This is a genomic window from Neotabrizicola sp. VNH66 (genome assembly GCF_049445895.1).
Taxonomy (GTDB): domain Bacteria; phylum Pseudomonadota; class Alphaproteobacteria; order Rhodobacterales; family Rhodobacteraceae; genus Pseudogemmobacter.
In genome coordinates, this window is record NZ_JBMSDW010000005.1 from 176,009 (window position 1) to 196,050 (window position 20,042).

The 20,042-nt window shown below is 65.5% G+C and carries 18 protein-coding genes; 4 read left to right on the top strand and 14 right to left on the bottom strand.

Annotation, left to right across the window (positions count from 1 at the left end):
- Nucleotides 1-4: 4 nt before the first annotated feature.
- From ACO2Q5_RS09500 to xdhA, 9 genes are all read right to left on the bottom strand, one after another.
- The gene (locus ACO2Q5_RS09500) at nt 5-1,123 is read right to left on the bottom strand and encodes an efflux RND transporter periplasmic adaptor subunit (RefSeq protein ID WP_423290287.1); all 1,119 of its coding nucleotides are present in this window, start codon (nt 1,121-1,123) and stop codon (nt 5-7) included.
- A gap of 5 nt (nt 1,124-1,128) precedes the next feature.
- Nucleotides 1,129-1,695 carry a TetR/AcrR family transcriptional regulator gene (locus tag ACO2Q5_RS09505; RefSeq protein WP_423290289.1) on the bottom strand — a complete coding sequence of 189 codons (567 nt, stop codon included), beginning with the start codon at nt 1,693-1,695 and terminating at the stop codon, nt 1,129-1,131.
- Nucleotides 1,696-1,855: 160 nt separating this feature from the next.
- Nucleotides 1,856-2,938: a BMP family ABC transporter substrate-binding protein gene (locus tag ACO2Q5_RS09510; protein ID WP_423290291.1), complete on the bottom strand. Its 1,083-nt coding sequence runs from the start codon at nt 2,936-2,938 to the stop codon at nt 1,856-1,858.
- A 55-nt stretch (nt 2,939-2,993) separates the two neighbouring features.
- Complete coding sequence (locus tag ACO2Q5_RS09515) at nt 2,994-3,926, bottom strand: ABC transporter permease (RefSeq protein ID WP_423290293.1); 933 nt, start codon at nt 3,924-3,926, stop codon at nt 2,994-2,996.
- A 1-nt stretch (nt 3,927) separates the two neighbouring features.
- On the bottom strand, nt 3,928-5,082 hold the full coding sequence (locus tag ACO2Q5_RS09520; RefSeq protein ID WP_423290295.1) for an ABC transporter permease: 1,155 nt from the start codon (nt 5,080-5,082) through the stop codon (nt 3,928-3,930).
- Nucleotides 5,069-6,616: an ABC transporter ATP-binding protein gene (locus ACO2Q5_RS09525; protein WP_423290297.1), complete on the bottom strand. Its 1,548-nt coding sequence runs from the start codon at nt 6,614-6,616 to the stop codon at nt 5,069-5,071. The genes ACO2Q5_RS09520 and ACO2Q5_RS09525 overlap by 14 nt, the downstream gene beginning before the upstream one ends.
- Complete coding sequence (gene xdhC, locus ACO2Q5_RS09530) at nt 6,531-7,589, bottom strand: xanthine dehydrogenase accessory protein XdhC (protein WP_423290299.1); 1,059 nt, start codon at nt 7,587-7,589, stop codon at nt 6,531-6,533. The genes ACO2Q5_RS09525 and xdhC overlap by 86 nt, the downstream gene beginning before the upstream one ends.
- On the bottom strand, nt 7,582-9,945 hold the full coding sequence (gene xdhB / locus ACO2Q5_RS09535) for a xanthine dehydrogenase molybdopterin binding subunit (protein WP_423290301.1): 2,364 nt from the start codon (nt 9,943-9,945) through the stop codon (nt 7,582-7,584). The genes xdhC and xdhB overlap by 8 nt, the downstream gene beginning before the upstream one ends.
- Entirely contained in the window at nt 9,942-11,348 is a 1,407-nt protein-coding gene (gene xdhA, locus ACO2Q5_RS09540) for a xanthine dehydrogenase small subunit (RefSeq protein ID WP_423290303.1), read from the bottom strand. Before xdhA ends, xdhB begins: the two co-directional genes overlap by 4 nt.
- A 237-nt stretch (nt 11,349-11,585) precedes the next feature.
- Here xdhA and dnaE point away from each other — a divergent pair, with 237 nt between their 5' ends.
- Nucleotides 11,586-15,077, top strand: coding sequence for a DNA polymerase III subunit alpha (dnaE, locus tag ACO2Q5_RS09545; protein ID WP_423290305.1), 3,492 nt, complete (start codon nt 11,586-11,588; stop codon nt 15,075-15,077).
- A 180-nt stretch (nt 15,078-15,257) separates the two neighbouring features.
- On the opposite strand, the gene ACO2Q5_RS09550 is transcribed toward dnaE, so the two are convergent.
- The 4 genes from ACO2Q5_RS09550 to ACO2Q5_RS09565 form a co-directional block, all read right to left on the bottom strand.
- Nucleotides 15,258-15,680 carry a hypothetical protein gene (locus ACO2Q5_RS09550; protein ID WP_423290307.1) on the bottom strand — a complete coding sequence of 141 codons (423 nt, stop codon included), beginning with the start codon at nt 15,678-15,680 and terminating at the stop codon, nt 15,258-15,260.
- Between the two features lie 25 nt (nt 15,681-15,705).
- Nucleotides 15,706-16,776 carry a 5-(carboxyamino)imidazole ribonucleotide synthase gene (locus ACO2Q5_RS09555; RefSeq protein WP_423290309.1) on the bottom strand — a complete coding sequence of 357 codons (1,071 nt, stop codon included), beginning with the start codon at nt 16,774-16,776 and terminating at the stop codon, nt 15,706-15,708.
- A gap of 46 nt (nt 16,777-16,822) precedes the next feature.
- On the bottom strand, nt 16,823-17,308 hold the full coding sequence (purE, locus tag ACO2Q5_RS09560) for a 5-(carboxyamino)imidazole ribonucleotide mutase (protein WP_423290311.1): 486 nt from the start codon (nt 17,306-17,308) through the stop codon (nt 16,823-16,825).
- An 86-nt stretch (nt 17,309-17,394) separates the two neighbouring features.
- The gene (locus ACO2Q5_RS09565; RefSeq protein ID WP_423290313.1) at nt 17,395-17,613 is read right to left on the bottom strand and encodes a YdcH family protein; all 219 of its coding nucleotides are present in this window, start codon (nt 17,611-17,613) and stop codon (nt 17,395-17,397) included.
- A gap of 243 nt (nt 17,614-17,856) precedes the next feature.
- Between ACO2Q5_RS09565 and ACO2Q5_RS09570 the strand changes: the two genes are divergently transcribed.
- The 3 genes from ACO2Q5_RS09570 to ACO2Q5_RS09580 all read left to right on the top strand — a co-directional run bounded on the left by ACO2Q5_RS09570 (nt 17,857) and on the right by ACO2Q5_RS09580 (nt 19,054).
- The gene (locus ACO2Q5_RS09570) at nt 17,857-18,270 is read left to right on the top strand and encodes an Hsp20 family protein (protein ID WP_423290315.1); all 414 of its coding nucleotides are present in this window, start codon (nt 17,857-17,859) and stop codon (nt 18,268-18,270) included.
- A 3-nt stretch (nt 18,271-18,273) separates the two neighbouring features.
- Nucleotides 18,274-18,501 carry a DUF1150 family protein gene (locus tag ACO2Q5_RS09575; protein WP_423290317.1) on the top strand — a complete coding sequence of 76 codons (228 nt, stop codon included), beginning with the start codon at nt 18,274-18,276 and terminating at the stop codon, nt 18,499-18,501.
- A gap of 76 nt (nt 18,502-18,577) precedes the next feature.
- Nucleotides 18,578-19,054: a cytochrome b gene (locus tag ACO2Q5_RS09580; RefSeq protein WP_423290319.1), complete on the top strand. Its 477-nt coding sequence runs from the start codon at nt 18,578-18,580 to the stop codon at nt 19,052-19,054.
- 4 nt (nt 19,055-19,058) lie between these two features.
- Here the strand turns inward: ACO2Q5_RS09580 and trxB are convergent, their stop codons facing one another.
- Nucleotides 19,059-19,997 (bottom strand): thioredoxin-disulfide reductase, encoded by a 939-nt coding sequence (gene trxB, locus ACO2Q5_RS09585; RefSeq protein WP_423290321.1) that lies wholly within the window; start codon nt 19,995-19,997, stop codon nt 19,059-19,061.
- Nucleotides 19,998-20,042 lie beyond the last annotated feature (45 nt).

Genomic DNA, 20,042 nt, shown 5'->3' on the forward strand with positions numbered 1-20,042 from the left:
GGTATCACTCGGCCTTTGCTTCGGGGGCGACATCGGCGCCGGGGAACAGCTTTTGCGCCCCCTCGATCACCACAACATCGCCAGGGTTCAGCCCTTCTTCGACGATCCAGCCGCTGTCCACGGTGGGGCCAAGCCGCACGGCGCGGGGTTCGGCCTTGTTGCCTTCGGCCACGACATAGACTGTCGCATTGCCCGCGGTATCGCGCAGCACGGCCTTTTGCGGGATCACCAGCGCGTCCTGCCGGACCGCCTGTTCGATCCGCACCCGGACATAAAGCCCGGGCAGAAGGTCGCCCTCGGGGTTCGGGAATTCGCCGCGCAGGGTGACCTGCCCGGTGGATTCGTCCACCGCCGCTTCGGAGAACAGGAGCGCGCCCTTGTGGCCATATTCGGTGCCGTCATCAAAGAACAGCCGCACCGTCGCCTCGCCCGGGGTGGCCGCGACCAGCGTGCCATCGGCCAGCGCGCGGCGCAGGCGGAAGAGTTCGGTCGTGGATTGGGTGAAATCGGCATAGACCGGGTCCAGCTGCTGGATCAGCGCAAGATACTCGCCCGAGGACGACACCAGCGCGCCTTCGGTCACCAGCGCACGGCCGATGGTGCCGGAAATCGGGGCCCGCACCTCAGTATATTCCAGATTCAGCCGTGCCTCGGCCAGCGAAGCCTCGGCCAGCGCGACATCGGCCTTGGCCTGCAGCACCACGGTTTCGGCGCTGTCCAGTTCGGCCTGCGCGGCGACATTTTTCTCCCGCAGCGCCAGCTGACGTTTCAGGCCCACCTCGGCATTGGCCAGCGTCGCCTGTGCCTTGGCCAGCGCGGCTTCGGCCGCCTGCACCTTCACCTCGAAGGGTTTGGCGTCGATGCGGTAAAGCACATCGCCCGCGGCCACGACCGAGCCCTGTTCGAACACCCGTTCGATCAGGATGCCCGAGACGCGCGGCCGCACCTCGCTGACGCGGGTGGCAGAAATCCGGCCGGGCAGTTCGTTGATCACCGGCTGCGGCTTCGCTTCCAGCACCAGCGTGGTCACGGCCGTGGGCGGCATCTGGCCCGGGGTCTGGGCCAGCGCCGCCGAGGACAGGATCACTGCCACCAGCGCGGCAGAAAGAAGGGGGGCACGCATCGGGTTCACTCCGGTCTTGTGGCACAGCCATTGCAGGCCAGCCGCTGAATATCAGTCAAAAGCAGGGCGCGGTCCGCATCGGACAGCGAGACGGCACCGTAAAGCGTGGCGGTGGCCAGACCATAGAGGGCCAGATAGGCCAGCCTTGCCGCCCGCGGATCGTTCGAGACACGGCGCATCCGCTCCATATCCTCTTCCAGCACCTGCTGCAGCAGGTCCCGGCAGGGGTTTCCGGGCTTCAACGCCTCGCCCACGAAAAGCGAGACGAGGGAATCGTCCTCGGAGGGCGGGCGGCCCATCACTTCGATCACCCCCTGCATCCAGGCCAGATCGGGGTTGTCCGACCGGGCGGCGCGTTCGGCCATCTGGTCGCGGTGACGGGCGAAGCGGTCGGTGATCAGCGCCAGCAGCAGATCGGTTTTCGAGGCATGGTCGTAAAGCACTGTCGCCTTGCTGACCCCTGCCTCCTGCGCGACCGCCTCGATCGTCAGGCCAAGCGGACCGTCGCGGCGGACCACACGTTCCACCGCGTCAAACAGTTCCGTCTGCGTCAGGCTGCGTCTGCGTCCCATGGTCCGCCTTTTTCCGACCGCTTGTTTAGCTATCATGCTGCGTTGCCGCAAGCGTCAACTGCGGCTCCGGGGAAAGCTGTGGCAGGATTGCAAGATTTTCGGGCAGCGGAATGCAAAAGGCCCGCCGGAGCGGGCCTTCGCAAATCCGAAACGGGCCGGATTACTGGGGAATGTCGCCGGTCACGCCTTCGACATAGAAGTTCATGCCCAGAAGGTCGCCATCGGGCGCGGTGGCGCCTTCGGCCAGCCAGGGCGACCCGTCCTGCTTGTTGATCGGGCCGGTGAACGGGTGATAGGTGCCCGCCGCGATGGCCTCTTTCAGCGCGGTCGCCTCTGCCACCAGCTCCTCGGGCAGGCCGGTGAATTCACCGATGCCCACGGTGCCGTCCTTGATCCCGTCCCAGGTGTCTTCCGACACCCAGTTGCCGTCGATCACCGCCTGGATCTGCTTGATGTAATAGGGCGACCAGTCGTCGATGATCGAGCTGACGCGCGGCGAAGGCTTGTAGGCTTCCATGTCAGAGGCCTGACCGAAGCCGATCACCTTGCCGTTGGTCTTGGCGATTTCGGCCAGCGGCGCGGTCGAATCGGTGTGGGCCGCGATCACGTCCACGCCCGCGTCGATCAGCGCCTTGGCGGCATCGGCCTCTTTCGCCGGGTCGAACCAGGTGAAGGCCCAGACCACGTTGATCTGCACATCCGGGTTCACCTTCTTCGCGTTCAGGAAGTAGGAGTTGATGCCCATGATGACTTCGGGGATCGGGAACGAGGCGATGTAGCCGATCTTGTTGGTCTTGGTCATCTTGCCCGCGATCAGGCCCTGCACCGCGCGACCTTCGTAGAAGCGGGCATTGTAGATGCCGACATTCGGATGTTCCCGCTTGAAGCCGGTCGCGTGCTCGAACTTCACATCCGGGAACTTGGCCGCCACGGCATTCACCGGGTCCATATAGCCGAAGGAGGTCGCGAAGATGATGTCGCAGCCGCCAAGCGCCATCTGGGTCATCACCCGCTCGGCATCCGCACCTTCGGGCACCGATTCCTGCCACTGGAATTCAACGGCATCGCCGAATTTTTCCTGCGCTTTCAGGACCGAGGTGTGGTGGGCCTGCGTCCAGCCGCCATCGGTCACGGTGCCGACATAGACGAAGCAGGCCTTCGTCTTGTCCTGCGCCATGGCTGCCCCGCCGGAGACAAGGGCAAAGCCCAGGGCGGCGCTGGCCAGAAGCGTTCTGCGGTTCATTCGGATTTCTCCCCGTTTGGGCGGGACCATTGGGCGGCCCCGCATTGAATTAGCCTCAACGCGAGGCGTGAAAGTTCTGGCCCAGGGCGGCGGGCGCCCCCATCGTGGCACGTCCGCGCCCCGACGACATGATGACAAGCACAAGGATGGTTACCAGATAGGGGGCCATCGACAAGTATTCCACCGGAATGGCGCTTCCTGTCGCCTGCAAACTAAGCTGAAGCTGGGTGATTCCGCCAAAAAGATATGCACCCAGCAGGACACGCCACGGCCGCCAGCTGGCAAAGACCACGATGGCCAGCGCGATCCAGCCCGCGCCGGCGGTGATCCCGTCCACCCATTGCGGCACCCGGATCAGGCTGACATAGGCGCCGCCCATCCCCGCCATGGCGCCGCCGAACAGGATGCACATCAGGCGGATGCGGTTCACCTTGTAGCCAAGGGCGTGGGCGGCCTCATGGCTTTCGCCCACGGCGCGGATGATCAGGCCAAGCCGCGTGGCGCGCAGGACCCACCACAGGACGGCGGTCATGGCGATGGAGAAATAGACCACCCAGTCATGGCTGAAGAGGATGGGGCCCAGCACCGGAATCTCGGTCAGGGGGCCGAAGGGCACCTTGCCGGTGGGTGGCGGCTTGATCCCGTCATAGCCCTGACCGGCCAGCGAGGCGACGCCCAGCCCGAACAGCGTCAGCGCAAGGCCGGTGGCCACCTGATTGGCCAGAAAGACCTGTGTCAGCAGCGCAAAGACCGAGGCAAGCGCCGCCCCTGCCAGCGCACCGCCCAGAAAGCCCACCACCGGGCTGCCGGACCAGACCGCCGTGGCAAAGCCGCCGATGGCGCCGGTGATCATCAGCCCTTCGACGCCCAGATTAAGAACGCCCGACCGTTCCACCACCGCCTCGCCCAAGGCGGCCAGCAGGACCGGCACCGCGGCGACCATCATCGACGCGACAAGGACGACCAGATTGATTCCGCCGATGTCCATCTTATTTGGCCCCTTTCGCCAGCCCGCCCGCCGTCATGCGGAAGCGGTAGTTCGTCATCACATCCACGCCCAGAAGGAAGAACAACAGCATGCCCTGGAACACCTGGATTGCCGCCCGCGGCAGGCCAAGATCGGTCGAGGCCATGTCGCCCCCCACATAGGTCAGCGCCATCAGGAAGCCCGCCAGCACGATGCCAAGGGGGTTCAGCCGGCCAAGGAAGGCCACGATGATCGCAGTGAAACCGTAGCCGGTGTTGAAGTCGATCGAGATCTGGCCTGCGGGACCCGACACCTCGAACCAGCCGGCAAGGCCTGCCAGCGCGCCGGAAATCCCCATGCACAGCAGAACCAGCCGGGTCGGGCTGACCCCGTGGAACCGCGCGGCGCGTGGCGCCTGCCCGGCCAGCCGGATCTGGAACCCCAGAAGGTGCCGGGTCAGCAGGATATAGGCCAGCACCGCCACCGCCAGCGCGGTCACCCCGCCCCAATGCAGGCCGGAACCGGCGATCAGCTCGGGGTTCGCGGCATCGGGGAAGGAGGTAAAGCTGCGGCTGCCCGGAAAGCCCATGCCCTGCGGGCTGCGCAGAAATCCGGTCGCGGCCTTGGCCAAAATGGTTTCCGCCACATAGACCAGCATCAGCGAGACTAGGATTTCGTTCGTGTTGAAACGGGTCTTCAGAAAGGCCGGGATCATCGCCCAGAACCAGCCGCCAAGCGCGCCCGCCATCACCGCCAGCGGGAACAGCACCGGGCGGGGCAGGGTGGCGCCCCAGGTGAATTCCACCAGCCCGCCGAACCAGCGGACCTGCACCGGATCACCCGGATAGAAGGCCAGCGCGACCGAGGCGCCGATGATCGCGCCCATGATATACTGGCCCTCGGCCCCGATGTTCCAGATCCCCGCCCGGAACCCCAGTGCAAGGCCGATGGCGATCAGGATCAGCGGCCCGGCTTTCACCAGAAGCTGGCTGCGGTAATAGAAGGCGAATTCGCCGAACACCGGGTCCCAGAAGATGGTCCGGATCACCGCGAAGGGGTTCTTGCCCATCAGCGCGAACAGAAGCCCGCCCGCCAGCATGGTCAGTACCACGGCCACCACCGGCGTGGCATACAGCCAGAATTTCGACGGCGTCGGCCGTTTCTCAAGCCTCAGCATGATGTGCGACCTCCATCCCGTGGGCGCCGCCCATCATCAGCCCGATCTCGTCGATGGTCAGGCCCTGTGCCGGGCGGGGCTTTGTCAGCCGCCCTTCGTTCAGCACGGCAAAGCTGTCGGAAATCTCCATCAGCTCATCCAGATCCTGGCTGATCACGACAAGGGCCGCGCCCGCGGCCGCACAGTCCAGAATCTTCTGCCGGATCGAGGCCGCCGCCGCCGCATCCACGCCCCAGGTGGGCTGATTGATGACGATGACATCGGCGCCCTGCTTCAGTTCGCGCCCCATCAGGAATTTCTGCAGATTGCCGCCCGACAACGCCCGCGCGGCCACGCCCGGACCGGGGGTGCGCACGTCGTAATCGGCAATGATCTCTTCGGCAAAGCTGCGGGTCTTGCCCCAGTCGACAAAGCCGCTGCGGGTCAGCCCCTTGCGGATGGCCGCGGTCAAAAAGCCGTTTTCGATCAGGCTCATGTCCGGGGCAGCCGCATGGCCGTAGCGGTCTTCGGGCGCGGCGACCATACCCGCACGGCGCCGGTCCGCCGGACCCAGATCGCCCACCGGCCGGCTGTTGAGCCGTACCTTGTCAGGTTCGGTCCGCAATTCGCCCGACAGGGCCAGCAACAGCTCGTCCTGACCGTTGCCCGCCACACCGGCAATGCCCAGAACCTCTCCCTTCGCCACGGTGAAGCTGACTGCTTTCAGCGAAGTGCCGAAGGGAATGGGCGAGGCGGCAGACAGATCGCTGACACCAAGCGCCACTTCGCCCTTCGGGCTGGAGCTGCGGGTCGGCGTGCCAAGGGTGGCGCCGACCATAAGTTCCGCCATCTCGCGCGCCGTCCGGTCGCGCGGGGTGCAGGTTGCCACCACCCGGCCACGGCGGAGGATCGTCGCCTCGTCACACAAGGCGCGGATCTCTTCCAGCTTGTGGCTGATGTAAAGGATCGAGGTCCCCTCATCCCGCAGCTGGCGCAGGGTCTTGAACAGGATCTCCACCTCCTGCGGGGTCAGCACCGAAGTCGGTTCGTCCATGATCAGAAGCTTGGGGTCCTGCAGCAGGCAGCGGATGATCTCCACCCGCTGGCGTTCGCCCGCGGACAGATCGCCGATCATGCGGCCTGGGTCCAGCGGCAGGCCGTATTCCTCGCTGACGGCACGGATACGGGCCGAAAGCTCTCGCATCGGCGGCGGGCTTTCCATGCCAAGCGCGACATTCTCGGCCACGGTCAGCGCCTCGAACAGGCTGAAGTGCTGGAAGACCATCGCCACGCCCAACCGCCGCGCCTCGGCCGGTTTTGCCGGGGCATAGGGCTTGCCGCGCAGGGTCATGCGTCCTGTGTCGGGCTTCACCAGCCCGTAAATCATCTTGACCAGTGTCGATTTTCCCGCGCCGTTCTCTCCCAGCAGGGCATGCACCTCTCCGGTGCCGATGCTGAAGGAGACATCGCTATTCGCCACCACGCCCGGATAGGCCTTGGTCAGACCCTCCAGCCGCAGAAGCGTGTCGTTCGTGATTTCCGTCCCTGAAGTCATCCGTGATCTCCGTCTCGGATTTGTTTTTATTTTTCAATAGGTCAACTGCCACCCCGACGGCAATGGCCTGCGGATGCTTTCCCAGGCCCGGGTCGCCGATGGGGCAGGCGATGCGGGCAATTTCTTGCGGCGCATGGCCCAGATGCGCCAGACGCGACCGGAACCGCGCCCATTTCGTGGCCGAGCCGATCAGCCCCAGCCCCCGGAAGTCCCGTTTCAGCAGGCGGTGGCACAGCTCAAGGTCCAGCGCATGCGAATAGGTGACGATCAGATGTTCCGCACCCGTCGGGGCATGATCGGCCAGCCGTTCGGGGGTGGCAGTCCACAGCGGGTCAACGCCCGCGGGGATGTTGTCCGGAAACCGGGACCGTGCCGTGTCGATCCATGTCAGATGCAGCCCGGGCAGCGGCGCCAGCACCGCCACCAGCGCCCGGCCCACATGGCCCGCGCCCCAGACCCAGATTTCCCGTTGCGGCCGGGCGAGGGGTTCGACCATCCATCCCTGCACCAGTTGCGGTGCAGGGGCCTGCCCCTTGCCACGGGCATCCGCGATCAGCCGCTTCACCATCAGCGGCATCGGGTCTGCCGGTGAAGGCCCCGAGGAAACCGGGTGGACCGACACGGGGCGGGCGACAACGTCCTGCCCCTCCAGCGCCATGGCGGCGGCATCGTCATAAATTTCGGTCAGGACAGACACCGCCCCGCCGCAGCATTGGCCCAGCTTGGGGCCAAGCGCCTCACGGTCCAGCCGGGCGCCGCCCGCCGGCCCTGCAGCGGCCAGCATGGCCCGGGCACGGGTGACCGCTTCCCATTCCAGCGCGCCGCCGCCGATGGTGCCGCTGTCCCCTTCGGCCCAGACCAGCATTGCCGCCCCCACCTCGCGCGGGGAGGATCCGTCATGAGCCGCCACCACCAGCCGCGCCACGCGGCCATGGGCGGCCACGGCGGCCTGGAGTGCGGTCAGATCAAACATGACGCACCCGGGCGATGGCGGCCAGCACCGCCTCGGCCGTGGCGGGCGCCCGCAGATCGGGATAGATCGTGCCGTCGCCGCAGGCTTCTACCGCATGGCTGAGCGCGAGGAAGGCCGAGATGCCAAGGTTGAACGGCGGTTCGCCCACGGCCTTGGACTTGCCCACGGCATCTTCGCGGTTCGGCTGGTCCCACAGCCGCACGTTGAAGATGCGCGGCCGGTCCGAACAGGCGGGGATCTTGTAGGTGCTGGGGGCATGGGTCGAAAGCCGGCCCTTGCCGTCCCAGACCAGCTCCTCGGTCGTCAGCCAGCCCGCGCCCTGCACATAGGCGCCCTCGACCTGTCCGATGTCCAAAGCGGGGTTCAGGCTGGACCCGGTGTCATGCAGGATATCCGCCCGCAGGATGCGGTTTTCGCCGGTCAGCGTGTCGATCACCACCTCGCTGACGGCGACGCCATAGGCGAAGTAGAAGAACGGCCGGCCCTGACCCTTCACCCGGTCCCATGTGATCTTGGGCGTGGCATAGAACCCGGTCGAGGATAGCGAGATCCGCGACTGATAGGCCCAAGCGGCGACTTTTTCGAACGGGTAGCTTTCGCCTGCCACGCTGACCATGCCGTCGGCGAAGCGGACCTTCTCTACCGCGACCTGGTGCTTTTCGGCCAGATAGGCGGCCATCCGGTCGCGGATCACTTCCGCCGCCTGCCGCGCCGCCATGCCGTTCAGGTCAGAGCCGGAACTGGCCGCCGTGGCCGAGGTGTTCGGCACCTTCCCCGTATCGGTCGCGGTGATCTTCACCGCTGCGGTATCCACGCCGAAGACATGGGCCACCACCTGCGCGACCTTCTGGTTCAGGCCCTGACCCATCTCGGTTCCGCCATGGTTCAGGTGGACGGAGCCGTCCTGATAGACATGGACCAGCGCCCCCGCCTGATTGAGCCATGTGAGCGTGAAGGAAATCCCGAACTTCACCGGGCTGAAGCCGATCCCGCGCTTCAGGATCAGATTTTTCGCATTCCAGGCGGCGATTTCGGCCTTCCGCCCCTCATAGTTGCAGGATTTCAGCAAGTCATCGGTCATCGCCCGGCCGATGAAATCCTCCACCGGCATGCCGTAGGGTGTGGTCTGCTGTGTGTTCGACGGGCGGGAATGCGGCCCGGCATAGCGCTGGCCGGTGCCCGGCCCGGTGCGGGCATGTTCCATCTCCGCGTAATAGTTCACGCGGCGGATCTCGACCGGGTCCTTCTTCAGGGCGAATGCGATGTGGTCCATCACCCGCTCTGCCCCGATGATCCCCTGCGGCCCGCCAAAGCCGCGATAGGCGGTGCCCGAGGCGGTGTTGGTCTTCAGCCGGTGGCTTTCGATGCGGATGTTGGGCATCCAGTAGCAGTTTTCCGCATGCAGCATGGCGCGGTCGGCCACCGCCAGCGACAGGTCCTGGCTCCAGCCGCAGCGGACGAGGTGGACATAATCCACGCCCAGAACCCGGCCTTCGTCGTCATAACCCACCTTGTAGCGGACCTTGATATCGTGCCGCTTGCCGGTGATGACCATATCGTCGTCGCGGTCGTAGCGCATCTTGACCGCGCGTCCGGTCAGCCGCGCGGCCAGGGCACAGGCGATGGCCAGCCAGTTGCCCTGACTTTCCTTGCCGCCGAAACCGCCGCCCATTCGCCGCGTCTCGACCCGGACGGCAGACATCGGCAGGTGCAGCGCATGGGCGACCTTGTGCTGAACCTCGGTCGGGTGCTGGGTCGAGGAATAGACATGCATCCCGCCATCGTCGCCGGGCAGGGCTGCGGCGATCTGGCCTTCCAGATAAAAGTGCTCCTGCCCGCCGACCTCCAGCTCCCCCTCCAGCACATGGGGGGCGGTGGCGATGGCCGCGGCGGCATCGCCGCGGGTCCAGACGGAGGGGCCCTGTTCGAAACGGGAATTGGCGGCGAGGGCCTCTTCCGGTGTCAGAAGGGCGGGCTTTTCCGCATAGCTGATCTTGCCCAGACGCGCCGCCTTGCGCGCGGCCAGATGGGTTTCGGCCACCACGATGAAGATGGGCCGGGCGTGGAATTCCACCTGCGAGGAGGTGAGCAGCGGCTCATCCCCCAGAGAAGGCGAACAATCCGGGATGCCGTGGAAGTCGCGGATCAGGTCTTCGGCGGTGATGACCTGCACCACACCGGGCGCGGCGCACACGGCCGAGAGGTCCATCGCGGTGATCTCGCCACAGGCAATGGTGGACAGGCCAAAGGCCAGATGCAGCGTGCCCGCGGGCAGGGGAATGTCGTCCAGATAACGCGCCTGCCCGGTCACATGCAGCGGCGCGGAATCATGGGGAAGCGGCTTGCCCATGGTCATGGCGCCACCTCCAGCACGGAAACCGGGCTGCCGTTCAGATCATGGAAATAGCGCAGCAGCAGGTTTTGCGCCGTGGTCAGCCGGTAATCCGCGCTGGCCCGCATGTCCGACAGCGGCTGGAAATCCTGCGCCATGGCCTGCATGGCGGCGCGGATGGTCGCCTCAGACCAGCTTTGGCCCAAAAGCGCCGCCTCGGTCTGTGCGGCACGTTTGGGGATGCCCGCCATACCGCCAAAGGCGATGCGGGCCGCCGTGATCTGCCCGTTGGTCACCGTCAGATTGAAACAGCCGCAGACGGCGGAAATGTCCTGATCGAAGCGTTTGGAGATTTTGTAGCAGCGCAGCGCGGGCGCGGCGGCGGGGATGGTCAGCGCCTCGACAAATTCGCCGGGCTGGCGGTCCTGCTTGCGGTAGTCGAGGAAAAACTCCTCCAGCGGCAGATCGCGGCGGCTGTCGCCGCGACGCAGGTGCAGCGTGGCCCCAAGCGCGATCAGCGCGGGCGGCCCGTCTCCGATGGGCGAGCCGTTCGCCACATTGCCGCCGATGGTGGCAGAGTTGCGGACGGGCAGGCTGGCATAGCGCCGCAGAAGCTCGGCAAAGGAGGGATGCGGGCCGGCCATCGCCTGCCGCAGTGCCTCGACCGTGGCTGTGGCGCCGATGCGGATGGTCTCGGCCGTTTGTTCGATCTTCTGAAGCTCGGGGATGCCATTCAGGAAAATCACCGGCGAAAGGTTGCGCAATTGCTTGGTGACCCAGAGGCCGACATCGGTGGCCCCGGCGATCAGCGTGGCACCGGGCGTGGCCTCGTAAAGCGCGGCCAGTTCGTCCGTGGACTGCGGGCGCAGGGGGGCTGTCTGCCCCCCTCGGGCTTCGCCCTCACCCCCCGAGGATATTTCGGCCAGTATGAAATCCGCATCCGCGGCGATCCAGTCCGGCACCGGCGTGCCTTCGGCGGCCGTGGCGGCGCGGATGATGGGAGCATAGCCGGTGCAGCGGCAGAGGTTGCCGGACAGCACATCGTCATGGTCGGTGCGGCCCTGCGCATGGGCGGCGGCCATCGAGGTGATGAAGCCCGGGGTGCAGAAGCCGCACTGGCTGCCGTGATGGTCGATCATCGCCTGCTGGACCGGGTGCAGCGCACCGCCGGGGCCGGAGATGCCTTCGACCGTGCGCACCGCCTTGCCCTGCAGCTGCGGCAGGAACAGGATGCAGGCGTTCATCGCCTTTGCCCCGTCGCGGTCGGTGACCATGACGGTGCAGGCACCACAGTCGCCTTCGTTGCAGCCCTCTTTGGTGCCTTTCAGGCCGCGCGCCTCGCGCAGCCAATCCAGCAGGGTCCGCACCGGGCTTTCGCCGGAGATGCGGACGGGCGTTCCGTTCAGCAGAAACGCAACCTCGGTCATCAATCGTTCCGCCGCGATACCCCCGTTTGAGGCGTCCTGCGTGCCCGCCCGATGCGGCGTAGAGCTGGCAACGCGCCCCTTCATTCTGGTTGAAGTCAATCAAGCCGGGCCGGGTGATTCAAGGCAAGCCTCAATCCGTCCGGCAGACATGAAGGAGTTGATGGCTTTCAATGAAAGTGATCTGCCGAAAAACTGGGCGCCCTTCCGTGGCAGGGCGGGGATTGATAGGGTCAGGCCATGTCTGGCGCCCCCCGATTCATCCACCTTCGCACCCATACCGAACATTCGCTGCTTGAGGGGGCCATCCCCGTCAAGAAGCTGGTCAAGCTGGCCGCGGCGGCCGACATGCCGGCGATTGCGGTGACCGATACGAACAACATGTTCTGCGCGCTGGAGTTTTCCAGCCATGCCAAGGATGCGGGGGTTCAGCCCATCTTGGGCTGTCAGGTCAGCCTTGCCCATGATCCGGCACAGCCCGGAGAAAAGCCGCGGATGCCTGCGCCGGTGGTGCTGCTGGCGCAGACCGAGGCGGGCTATGAAAATCTGATGAAGCTGAACTCCTGCCTTTATCTGGGCAAGGGCGGGCAGCTGGTGCAGGTCACGCTGGAGGATCTGGCCGCCCATGCCGAGGGGCTGATCTGCCTGACCGGCGGGCCGGACGGGCCGGTGGGCCGCTTCCTGCGGCAGGGGCAGGGGCCCAAGGCGCGCGCGCTGATGGAGCGGCTGGCGGCGATCTATCCGGGGCGGCTGTATGTGGAACTGCAGCGCCATCCGGTGGAGGGCGGCGCCCTGCCCGAGGCCGAGGCGCAATCCGAACGCGGGCAGATCGAACTGGCCTATGATATGGGCCTGCCCCTTGTGGCGACGAACGATGTCTATTTCCCCAAGACCGAGATGTATGAGGCGCATGACGCGCTGATCTGCATTGCCGAGGGGGCCTATGTCGACCAGCAGGAGCCGCGCCGCCGCCTGACCCCGCAGCATTACCTGAAATCCGAAGCCGAGATGGTCGCGCTTTTCGCCGATCTGCCCGAAGCGGTGGAGAATACGGTCGAGATCGCCCGCCGCTGCGCCTTCATGGCCTACAAGCGCAAACCCATCCTGCCGATCTTTGCCGAGGATGAGGTGGAGGAGCTGCGCCGTCAGGCCTGGGACGGGTTGGAAAAGCGCCTTGCCGTGATCCCGATGGCCGCCAGCCGCGAGGAATATGAGGACCGGCTGCGGTTCGAACTGGGCATCATCGAGAAGATGGGCTTCCCGGGCTACTTTCTGATCGTGGCCGACTTCATCAAATGGGGCAAGGCGCAGGGCATCCCGGTCGGCCCCGGCCGCGGATCGGGCGCGGGGTCGCTGGTGGCCTATGTGCTGACCATCACCGACCTTGACCCTTTGCGCTATGCCCTATTGTTCGAACGGTTCCTGAACCCCGAGCGGGTCAGCATGCCTGACTTCGACATCGACTTCTGCATGGACCGCCGCGAAGAGGTGATCCGCTACGTTCAGCAGAAATACGGCCGCGACAAGGTGGCCCAGATCATCACCTTCGGCGCGCTTCTGTCCAAGATGGCGGTGCGGGACGTGGGCCGCGTCTTGCAGATGTCCTATGGGCAGGTGGACCGGCTGGCCAAGATGATCCCGCTGGACGGGGTCAAGCCCGTGTCCATCACCAAGGCGCTGGCCGATGAGCCGCGGCTGCGCGAGGCGGCGAAGGAGGAGGTGGTCGGGCGCCTTCTGACTTATGCCGAACAGGTGGAGGGGCTCTATCGTTCGGCCGGGACCCATGCCGCGGGTGTGGTGATCGGCGATCGGCCGCTGGACCAGCTGGTGCCGCTCTATCAGGATCCGCGGTCCGACATGCCCGCCACCCAGTTCAACATGAAATGGGTCGAAGCGGCGGGGCTGGTGAAGTTCGACTTTCTGGGTCTGAAGACGCTGACCGTCATCCAGAATGCGATAAGCCTGATCCTGAAGGGGGGCCGCCCCCTGCATCAGGCCGCAGACGGGCGCATTCTTTATGAGCCGAAGCCGGGGGCCGAGAATGACATCGGCCATATCCCGCTGGATGACGGGGCCACCTATGAGCTTTACTCCGCGGCCCGCACGGTGGCGGTGTTCCAGGTGGAAAGCTCTGGCATGATGGATGCGCTGCGGCGCATGAAGCCCACCTGCATCGAGGATATCGTGGCGCTGGTGGCACTTTATCGCCCCGGCCCGATGGAGAATATCCCGGTCTATTGCGAGGTGAAGAACGGCGTCCGCGAGCTGGAGAGCATTCACCCCACCATTGACCATATCCTGAAGGAAACGCAGGGCATCATCGTTTATCAGGAACAGGTGATGCAGATTGCACAGGTCATGGCGGGCTATTCGCTGGGCGGTGCCGACCTTCTGCGCCGGGCCATGGGCAAGAAGATCGCCGAGGAAATGGCGAAAGAGCGGCCCAAATTCATTGAAGGCTGCACCAAGACCCACAAGATCGACCCGAAGAAATCGGGTGAGGTCTTCGACCTGCTGGAGAAGTTCGCCAACTACGGCTTCAACAAATCTCACGCGGCCGCCTATGCGGTGGTCAGCTATCAGACCGGCTGGCTGAAGGCCAATCACCCCGTCGAATTCATGGCCGGGGTGATGAATTGCGATATCCATCTGACCGACAAGCTGGCGGTGTATAAGCGGGAACTCGACCGGATGGGGATTGAGGTCGTGCCCCCCTGCGTCAACCGCAGCCTGGCCACATTCGACGTGAAGGACGGCAAGGTCGTCTATGCTTTGGGCGCGCTGAAGAATGTCGGTGTCGACGCCATGGGTCTCATCGTCGAGGCGCGGGGGGACAAGCCCTTCGCCTCGCTCTTCGACTTCGCCCGCCGGGTGGATCTGAAAAAGATCGGCAAGCGCCCGCTGGAAATGCTGGCCCGCGCCGGGGCCTTTGATCTGCTGGAGCCGAACCGCGCCCGGGTGTTCGAGGGGCTGGATGCGCTGGTGGCCTTCTCGGCCGCGGTGCATGAGGCGGCGGCATCCTCGCAGGTGTCGCTGTTCGGTGAGGCGGGGTCGGACATCCCCGAGCCGCGGATCGGCTGGCGCGACGACTGGCTGCCGGTCGAACGGCTGGGGCATGAGCATCAGGCCGTGGGCTTCTACCTCTCCGGCCACCCGCTGGACGATTACATGCCCGGGCTGAAGCGGCAGGGCGTGAAAACGCTGGCCGAAATCACGCAGGAGGCGGTGGCCCGCGGCCAGCCCATGGTGGCCCGTCTGGCCGGGGCCGTCAGCGCGCGGCAGGAGCGGAAATCGGCCAAGGGCAACCGCTTTGCCTTCGTCGCCTGCTCGGACCCCACCGGGCTTTATGAGGTGACGGTGTTCTCCGACGTGCTGGAGGTGGCGCGCGACCAGTTGGAGCCGGGGCGCAACGTGGTGCTGACCGTTCGCGTGGACCCGGAGGGCGAGGGGGTCAAGCTCTTGGCCAATGCGGTTTCCCCCATCGAGACGGTCGCCGATCAGGCGCAGGCCGCCGACCTGCGCATCCACCTGAACCGCGAAGATGCCGTGGCCTCGATCGCCGCGCTGCTGGCCAAGGTCGAAGGCCGCAACCGCGCCCGCATCACTTTGTGCGTGCCGGACGAGACCGGCCGCGAGATCGACCTGGAACTGCCGCAGCCCTACCCGGTCAGCCCGCAAGTGAAAGGCGCGCTGAAGGCGATACGGGGGGTGGTGATGGTGGAGGAGGTTTGACGCGGAACCGAGGCCGGTGCCAGACCGCGGGCCGGCGCTGCCGACGGTGGAGCGGTGCGCTTTATCGTGCGGCCTCTCCTGCGGCTTGACAGATGCAGAGGTGGCGCAGAAGCGCCCGCCCATGGGGCGGTCGGGCGCTGGCCGGGGCGGCTGGCGCCGCTGTTAACCCGGCCCGGTCTGCTATTGTTCGCGTTCGCTTGTCAGATTCCAGCTGTCATCGGTCGGAAAAGTCTCGTCAAACCGCAGGGACTCTGTCTTCAGGCCCGCACATTCGAAATACAGACGAAACACCCGTTCAGTCAGATGTGCGCGCAGAAAAGTGTTGAACTTTCCCCCGATCCGCTCCCGTTGCATGATCTTCACGCCGCGGAACATATCACTAATCGCCTTGGCGAGCGCCGCCTCTTCGTTGCGGGTTCCCTCAAGGTTGCACAGATGCTCCCGAAACGGACGGCTGCTGCCGCGGATTACATCCTCGATCCGGCCCTCTGGCGCCGAATAAGCCCCTTCCTGAACGCCGACATACCATTCCTGATCTGCCCAACGCCCCAGAACGCGGACCAGCGCGCGTTTCTCTTCAAGCGTCAACTGGTCCAGAAGCAACCGAACGCTTGGGGTCGGCATCCCGCTACCCCCGGACCACCCGGTTCACATGCCCCATCTTCCGCCCCGGTCGCGGGGCGCCCTTGCCATAGAGATGCAGGGCGGCGGTTTTGTCTTTCAGGATCTCGGGCACGCGGTCCACGTCGTCGCCGATCAGGTTCTCCATCACCACATCGGCATAGCGGCCGCCGTCGCCCAGGGGCAGGCCGACAACCGCGCGGATGTGCTGTTCGAACTGGTCCACGGTGCAGCCCTGCTGCGTCCAGTGGCCGGAGTTGTGGACGCGGGGGGCGATTTCGTTGACCAGCAGGCCCGCGGGGGTCACGAACAGCTCCACCCCCATGACGCCGACATAATCCAGCGCGTTCAGGATGCGGGCGGCCAGCAGCACGGCATCACTGCGCTGGCCGGGGGTCAGCTTGGCGGGCACGGTGGTGGTGCGCAGGATGCCCTCGCGGTGGACATTCTCACCGGGATCGAAGGCCGCAACGGCGCCGTCCAGCCCGCGGGCGGCGACGACAGACACCTCGCGCTGGAAATCCACGAAGCCTTCCAGCACCGATGGCGCGCCTGCCATGGCGGCCCAGGCGGCGGGAATGTCGGCCTCGGACGACAGCCGGGCCTGTCCTTTGCCGTCATAGCCAAGCCGGGTGGTCTTCAGAATCGCGGGCAGGCCGATCTGCGCCACGGCGGCGCGCAGGTCATCTTCGGAGGCCACGGCGGCCCAGGGCGCGGTGACAAGGCCAAGGCCGTTGAGGAAGGTCTTTTCCGAAATCCGGTCCTGCGACACCGCCAGCGCCCGGCGGTTGGGGCGGATCGGCGCCAGGCTTTCCAACAGGTCCAGCGCCGCAGTCGGCACGTTCTCGAATTCATAGGTGATCACGTCCACGCCTTCGGCAAAGGCGCGCAGCGCGGCCTCATCCTCATAGGGAGCGGTGATCAGTCTTTCCGCAACATGGCCCGCCGGGGCGCCCGGGCCGGGTTCATAGACATGGCAGCGATAGCCCAGACGGCTGGCCGCGACCGAGAGCATCCGGCCCAGCTGGCCGCCGCCCAGAATGCCGATGACGGAGCCTTGCGGAAGCGGGGTGTTCATGCGGTATCCTGCCCCCGAAGCCCGAGGCGCGGCGCCCTTGGGGGCCTCAGTCGTCTTTGGGTTCGTCCGGGATCGAGGCGGAGAGCGCGTCGCGCCATGCGTCCAGCCGGGCGGCGATGGCAGCGTCCGACACGGCCAGAATGCCCGCGGCCATCAGCCCGGCGTTGGCCGCGCCCGCAGCCCCGATGGCCATGGTCGCCACCGGAAAGCCCTTGGGCATCTGCAGGATGGAATAAAGGCTGTCCACGCCGGACAGGGCCTTTGTCTGCACCGGAACGCCGATCACGGGCACCCGGGTCTTCGACGCCATCATCCCCGGCAGATGCGCCGCCCCACCCGCGCCTGCGATGATCACCTTCAGCCCGCGGTCCACCGCTGTCTTGCCATAGGTCCACAGCCGGTCCGGGGTGCGGTGGGCCGAGACGATCTTCGCCTCATAGGCAATGCCCAGCTCGTCCAGAATCAGGGCGGCTTCGCGCATCGTGGCCCAGTCGGACTGGGATCCCATGATGATGCCCACGGATACGGTCATTCCGGCCCCCGCAACGGTTGTCCAGCCAAGGTTTTCAAGGGCATTACCCAATGCGGCCGGAGGGGGCAAGCGGCAGGATCACGCGGTCAGGCAATGATATCGGGGATCAGCCGGTCCTCGATCTGGGTGATCTGGTCCTTCAGCGCCAGCTTCTGCTTCTTCAGCCGCCGCAGCGTCAGCATGTCCGGGCGCCCGTTGGTTTCAAGCGCATGGATCGCCTCATCCAGATCGCGATGCTCGCGTCGCAGGACCTCAAGCTTCACACGGATCATGTCTTCGAAGCTCATTTCCGACGGGGCGTTCATGGCGGGACTGCGTCCTTCTGGCTACCTGACCGCAGAATATAGGAAATTGCCCGATTCGGTGAAGATTCGCGCATAAATTTTCGCGCCTGTCCGCGTTCTCCCGCGTTCGTCCGTGTTTCGGTGGCGCAACGGATGGCCACCCTTGCGAGGGAACCGCGGCCGCCCCATATTCACCCCATGGCGTGCGATGCCCGGATGGGGTCTGCGCCGCGAATTGTCGCTTACCACAAGGACAGTCCGACGATGACGAAACTCAGCTTCGGCGCGCATCCCTTCCTTCTGGGGTTCGAGCAGCTTGAACGGTTGGTCGAGCGCACGGCCAAATCGGGCGAAGGTTATCCGCCCTACAATATCGAGGCGGTGACCGAGAACGCCTATCGCATCACCTTGGCGGTGGCCGGTTTCCGCGAGGAAGACCTGTCGATCACGGTCGAGGACCGTCAGCTGGTGATCCGCGGCCGCATGGGCGACGATGCGCAGGAACGGGTGTTCCTGCACCGTGGCATCGCGTCGCGCGCTTTCCAGCGGAGCTTTGTGCTGGCCGACGGCGTTGAAGTGGCAGGCGCACATATGGAGCACGGGCTTTTGCATGTCGACCTGCGCCGGCAGGTGCCGGAGACGGTTGTGCAGACCATCAGGATCGGACGGAAGGAGTAAGTCATGAACACGCCATACGAAGGATTTCCCGCCGCCGGGGGCCGGATCGTCTATGTCCGTGCTGTTCCCGTGGCCGATCTGCCCGATGAGGTGCGCGAACAGGTGGGCGGGGCCGAGGTGATCTATTCGGTCCACGCGCCCGATGGTCAGCGGCTGGCACTGGTGGCGGACCGGCAATCTGCCTTCCATTTGGCCAAAGCGCATGATTTCGCGCCCGTCAGCGTTCATTAAACGCTACACTGGTTCCTGACCGCGCCGGAATTCCGGCGCGGTGACGTATCGTTGACGTCGCCAGCAGGAGGCCAGCATGAAAACAACCACAGGATACAGTGCCGCACAGATCACCATTCACTGGTTGATCGCCTTGGGTATTCTTTTCAACTACATCTTCAGCGATGGCATGGGCGATGCCCTGGACCAGAGGCTTGAAGGGGCAGCGGTCACAGTCTCTGTGGCGCCCTTGCATGTCTGGGTGGGCGTGTCGGTCTTCGTCCTTGCGCTGATCCGCATTGCGCTGCGCCTGATCCGTGGCGCACCGCCGGCGCCGTCGGGATGGGCCGGAAAGCTCGCCCATGCCGGACATGGCTTGCTTTACCTTCTGATCCTGCTGATGCCGGTGGCCGGTATGGTGGCATGGTTCGGCGGGCAGGACGCAGCGGGCGGGCCGCATCAGCTCATGGCCAATCTTCTGGTGATTCTGGCGGCGGGCCATGCGCTGGTGGCGCTGTGGCACCAGTTCGTGCTGAAGGACGGGACGCTGCGCCGGATGCTGCGTCCCGCCTGAAGGGTCAGTGCCCGGCCAGCCAGCGTTCCGCATCCAGCGCGGCCATGCAGCCCATGCCCGCGCTGGTGACGGCCTGACGATAAACATGGTCGGTCAGGTCGCCCGCTGCAAAGACACCGGGGATCGAGGTGCGGGTCGTGCCCGGCTCCACCTTCACATAGCCGCCGTTGTGCAGCTCCAGCTGATCCTTCACCAATTCGCTGGCAGGCGCATGGCCGATCGCCACGAAGAACCCGGCGCAGGGCAGGTCGTGTTCCGCGCCGGTCTTCACGTTGCGGACCCGCACGGCGGTGACGCCAAGCGGGGTGTCGGTGCCCAGAACCTCGGTCACTTCGCTGTCCCAGATCACCTGAATCTTCGGGTTCTTGAACAGCCGGTCCTGCATGATCTTTTCCGCGCGGAAGCTGTCGCGGCGGTGGACCACGGTGACTTTCGAGGCGAAATTGGTCAGGAACAGCGCCTCTTCCACAGCGGTATTGCCGCCGCCAATGACCACAACCTCTTTGCCGCGGTAGAAGAACCCGTCACATGTGGCACAGGCTGAGACGCCAAAGCCCTTGAACCGCTCTTCCGACGGCAGGCCCAGCCATTTCGCCTGCGCGCCGGTGGCCAGAATCACCGCATCCGCCGTATAGGCCGTGCCGCTGTCGGCCGTGGCAGTGAAGGGCTGCTGCGACAGGTCCAGCGCGGTGATGTAATCCGCGATGATCTCGGCCCCCATTTCACGGGCATGCTCTTCCATCTCGACCATCAGGTCGGGGCCCTGCACGGTCTTGTGGCCCGGCCAGTTCTCGACCTCTGTGGTGATGGTCAGCTGGCCGCCCGGTTGCAGGCCCTGAATCAGGATCGGTTCCAGCATCGCGCGCGCCGCATAGACCGCCGCGGTATAGCCCGCTGGGCCGGAGCCGATGATCAGAACCTTGGTGTGCCGCGTCTCGCCCATGATCGTCCCCTATCTGTCGGAACCGCATATAATCTGCCCGGCGAT

Bases quoted from the DNA above. Each gene is read 5' to 3' on its own strand.
- ACO2Q5_RS09500 (WP_423290287.1), bottom strand. From the start codon at position 1,123: ATGCGTGCCCCCCTTCTTTCTGCCGCGCTGGTGGCAGTGATCCTGTCC.
- ACO2Q5_RS09505 (WP_423290289.1), bottom strand. From the start codon at position 1,695: ATGGGACGCAGACGCAGCCTGACGCAGACGGAACTGTTTGACGCGGTG.
- ACO2Q5_RS09510 (WP_423290291.1), bottom strand. From the start codon at position 2,938: ATGAACCGCAGAACGCTTCTGGCCAGCGCCGCCCTGGGCTTTGCCCTT.
- ACO2Q5_RS09515 (WP_423290293.1), bottom strand. From the start codon at position 3,926: ATGGACATCGGCGGAATCAATCTGGTCGTCCTTGTCGCGTCGATGATG.
- ACO2Q5_RS09520 (WP_423290295.1), bottom strand. From the start codon at position 5,082: ATGCTGAGGCTTGAGAAACGGCCGACGCCGTCGAAATTCTGGCTGTAT.
- ACO2Q5_RS09525 (WP_423290297.1), bottom strand. From the start codon at position 6,616: ATGACTTCAGGGACGGAAATCACGAACGACACGCTTCTGCGGCTGGAG.
- xdhC (WP_423290299.1), bottom strand. From the start codon at position 7,589: ATGTTTGATCTGACCGCACTCCAGGCCGCCGTGGCCGCCCATGGCCGC.
- xdhB (WP_423290301.1), bottom strand. From the start codon at position 9,945: ATGACCATGGGCAAGCCGCTTCCCCATGATTCCGCGCCGCTGCATGTG.
- xdhA (WP_423290303.1), bottom strand. From the start codon at position 11,348: ATGACCGAGGTTGCGTTTCTGCTGAACGGAACGCCCGTCCGCATCTCC.
- dnaE (WP_423290305.1), top strand. From the start codon at position 11,586: ATGTCTGGCGCCCCCCGATTCATCCACCTTCGCACCCATACCGAACAT.
- ACO2Q5_RS09555 (WP_423290309.1), bottom strand. From the start codon at position 16,776: ATGAACACCCCGCTTCCGCAAGGCTCCGTCATCGGCATTCTGGGCGGC.
- purE (WP_423290311.1), bottom strand. From the start codon at position 17,308: ATGACCGTATCCGTGGGCATCATCATGGGATCCCAGTCCGACTGGGCC.
- ACO2Q5_RS09565 (WP_423290313.1), bottom strand. From the start codon at position 17,613: ATGAACGCCCCGTCGGAAATGAGCTTCGAAGACATGATCCGTGTGAAG.
- ACO2Q5_RS09570 (WP_423290315.1), top strand. From the start codon at position 17,857: ATGACGAAACTCAGCTTCGGCGCGCATCCCTTCCTTCTGGGGTTCGAG.
- ACO2Q5_RS09575 (WP_423290317.1), top strand. From the start codon at position 18,274: ATGAACACGCCATACGAAGGATTTCCCGCCGCCGGGGGCCGGATCGTC.
- ACO2Q5_RS09580 (WP_423290319.1), top strand. From the start codon at position 18,578: ATGAAAACAACCACAGGATACAGTGCCGCACAGATCACCATTCACTGG.
- trxB (WP_423290321.1), bottom strand. From the start codon at position 19,997: ATGGGCGAGACGCGGCACACCAAGGTTCTGATCATCGGCTCCGGCCCA.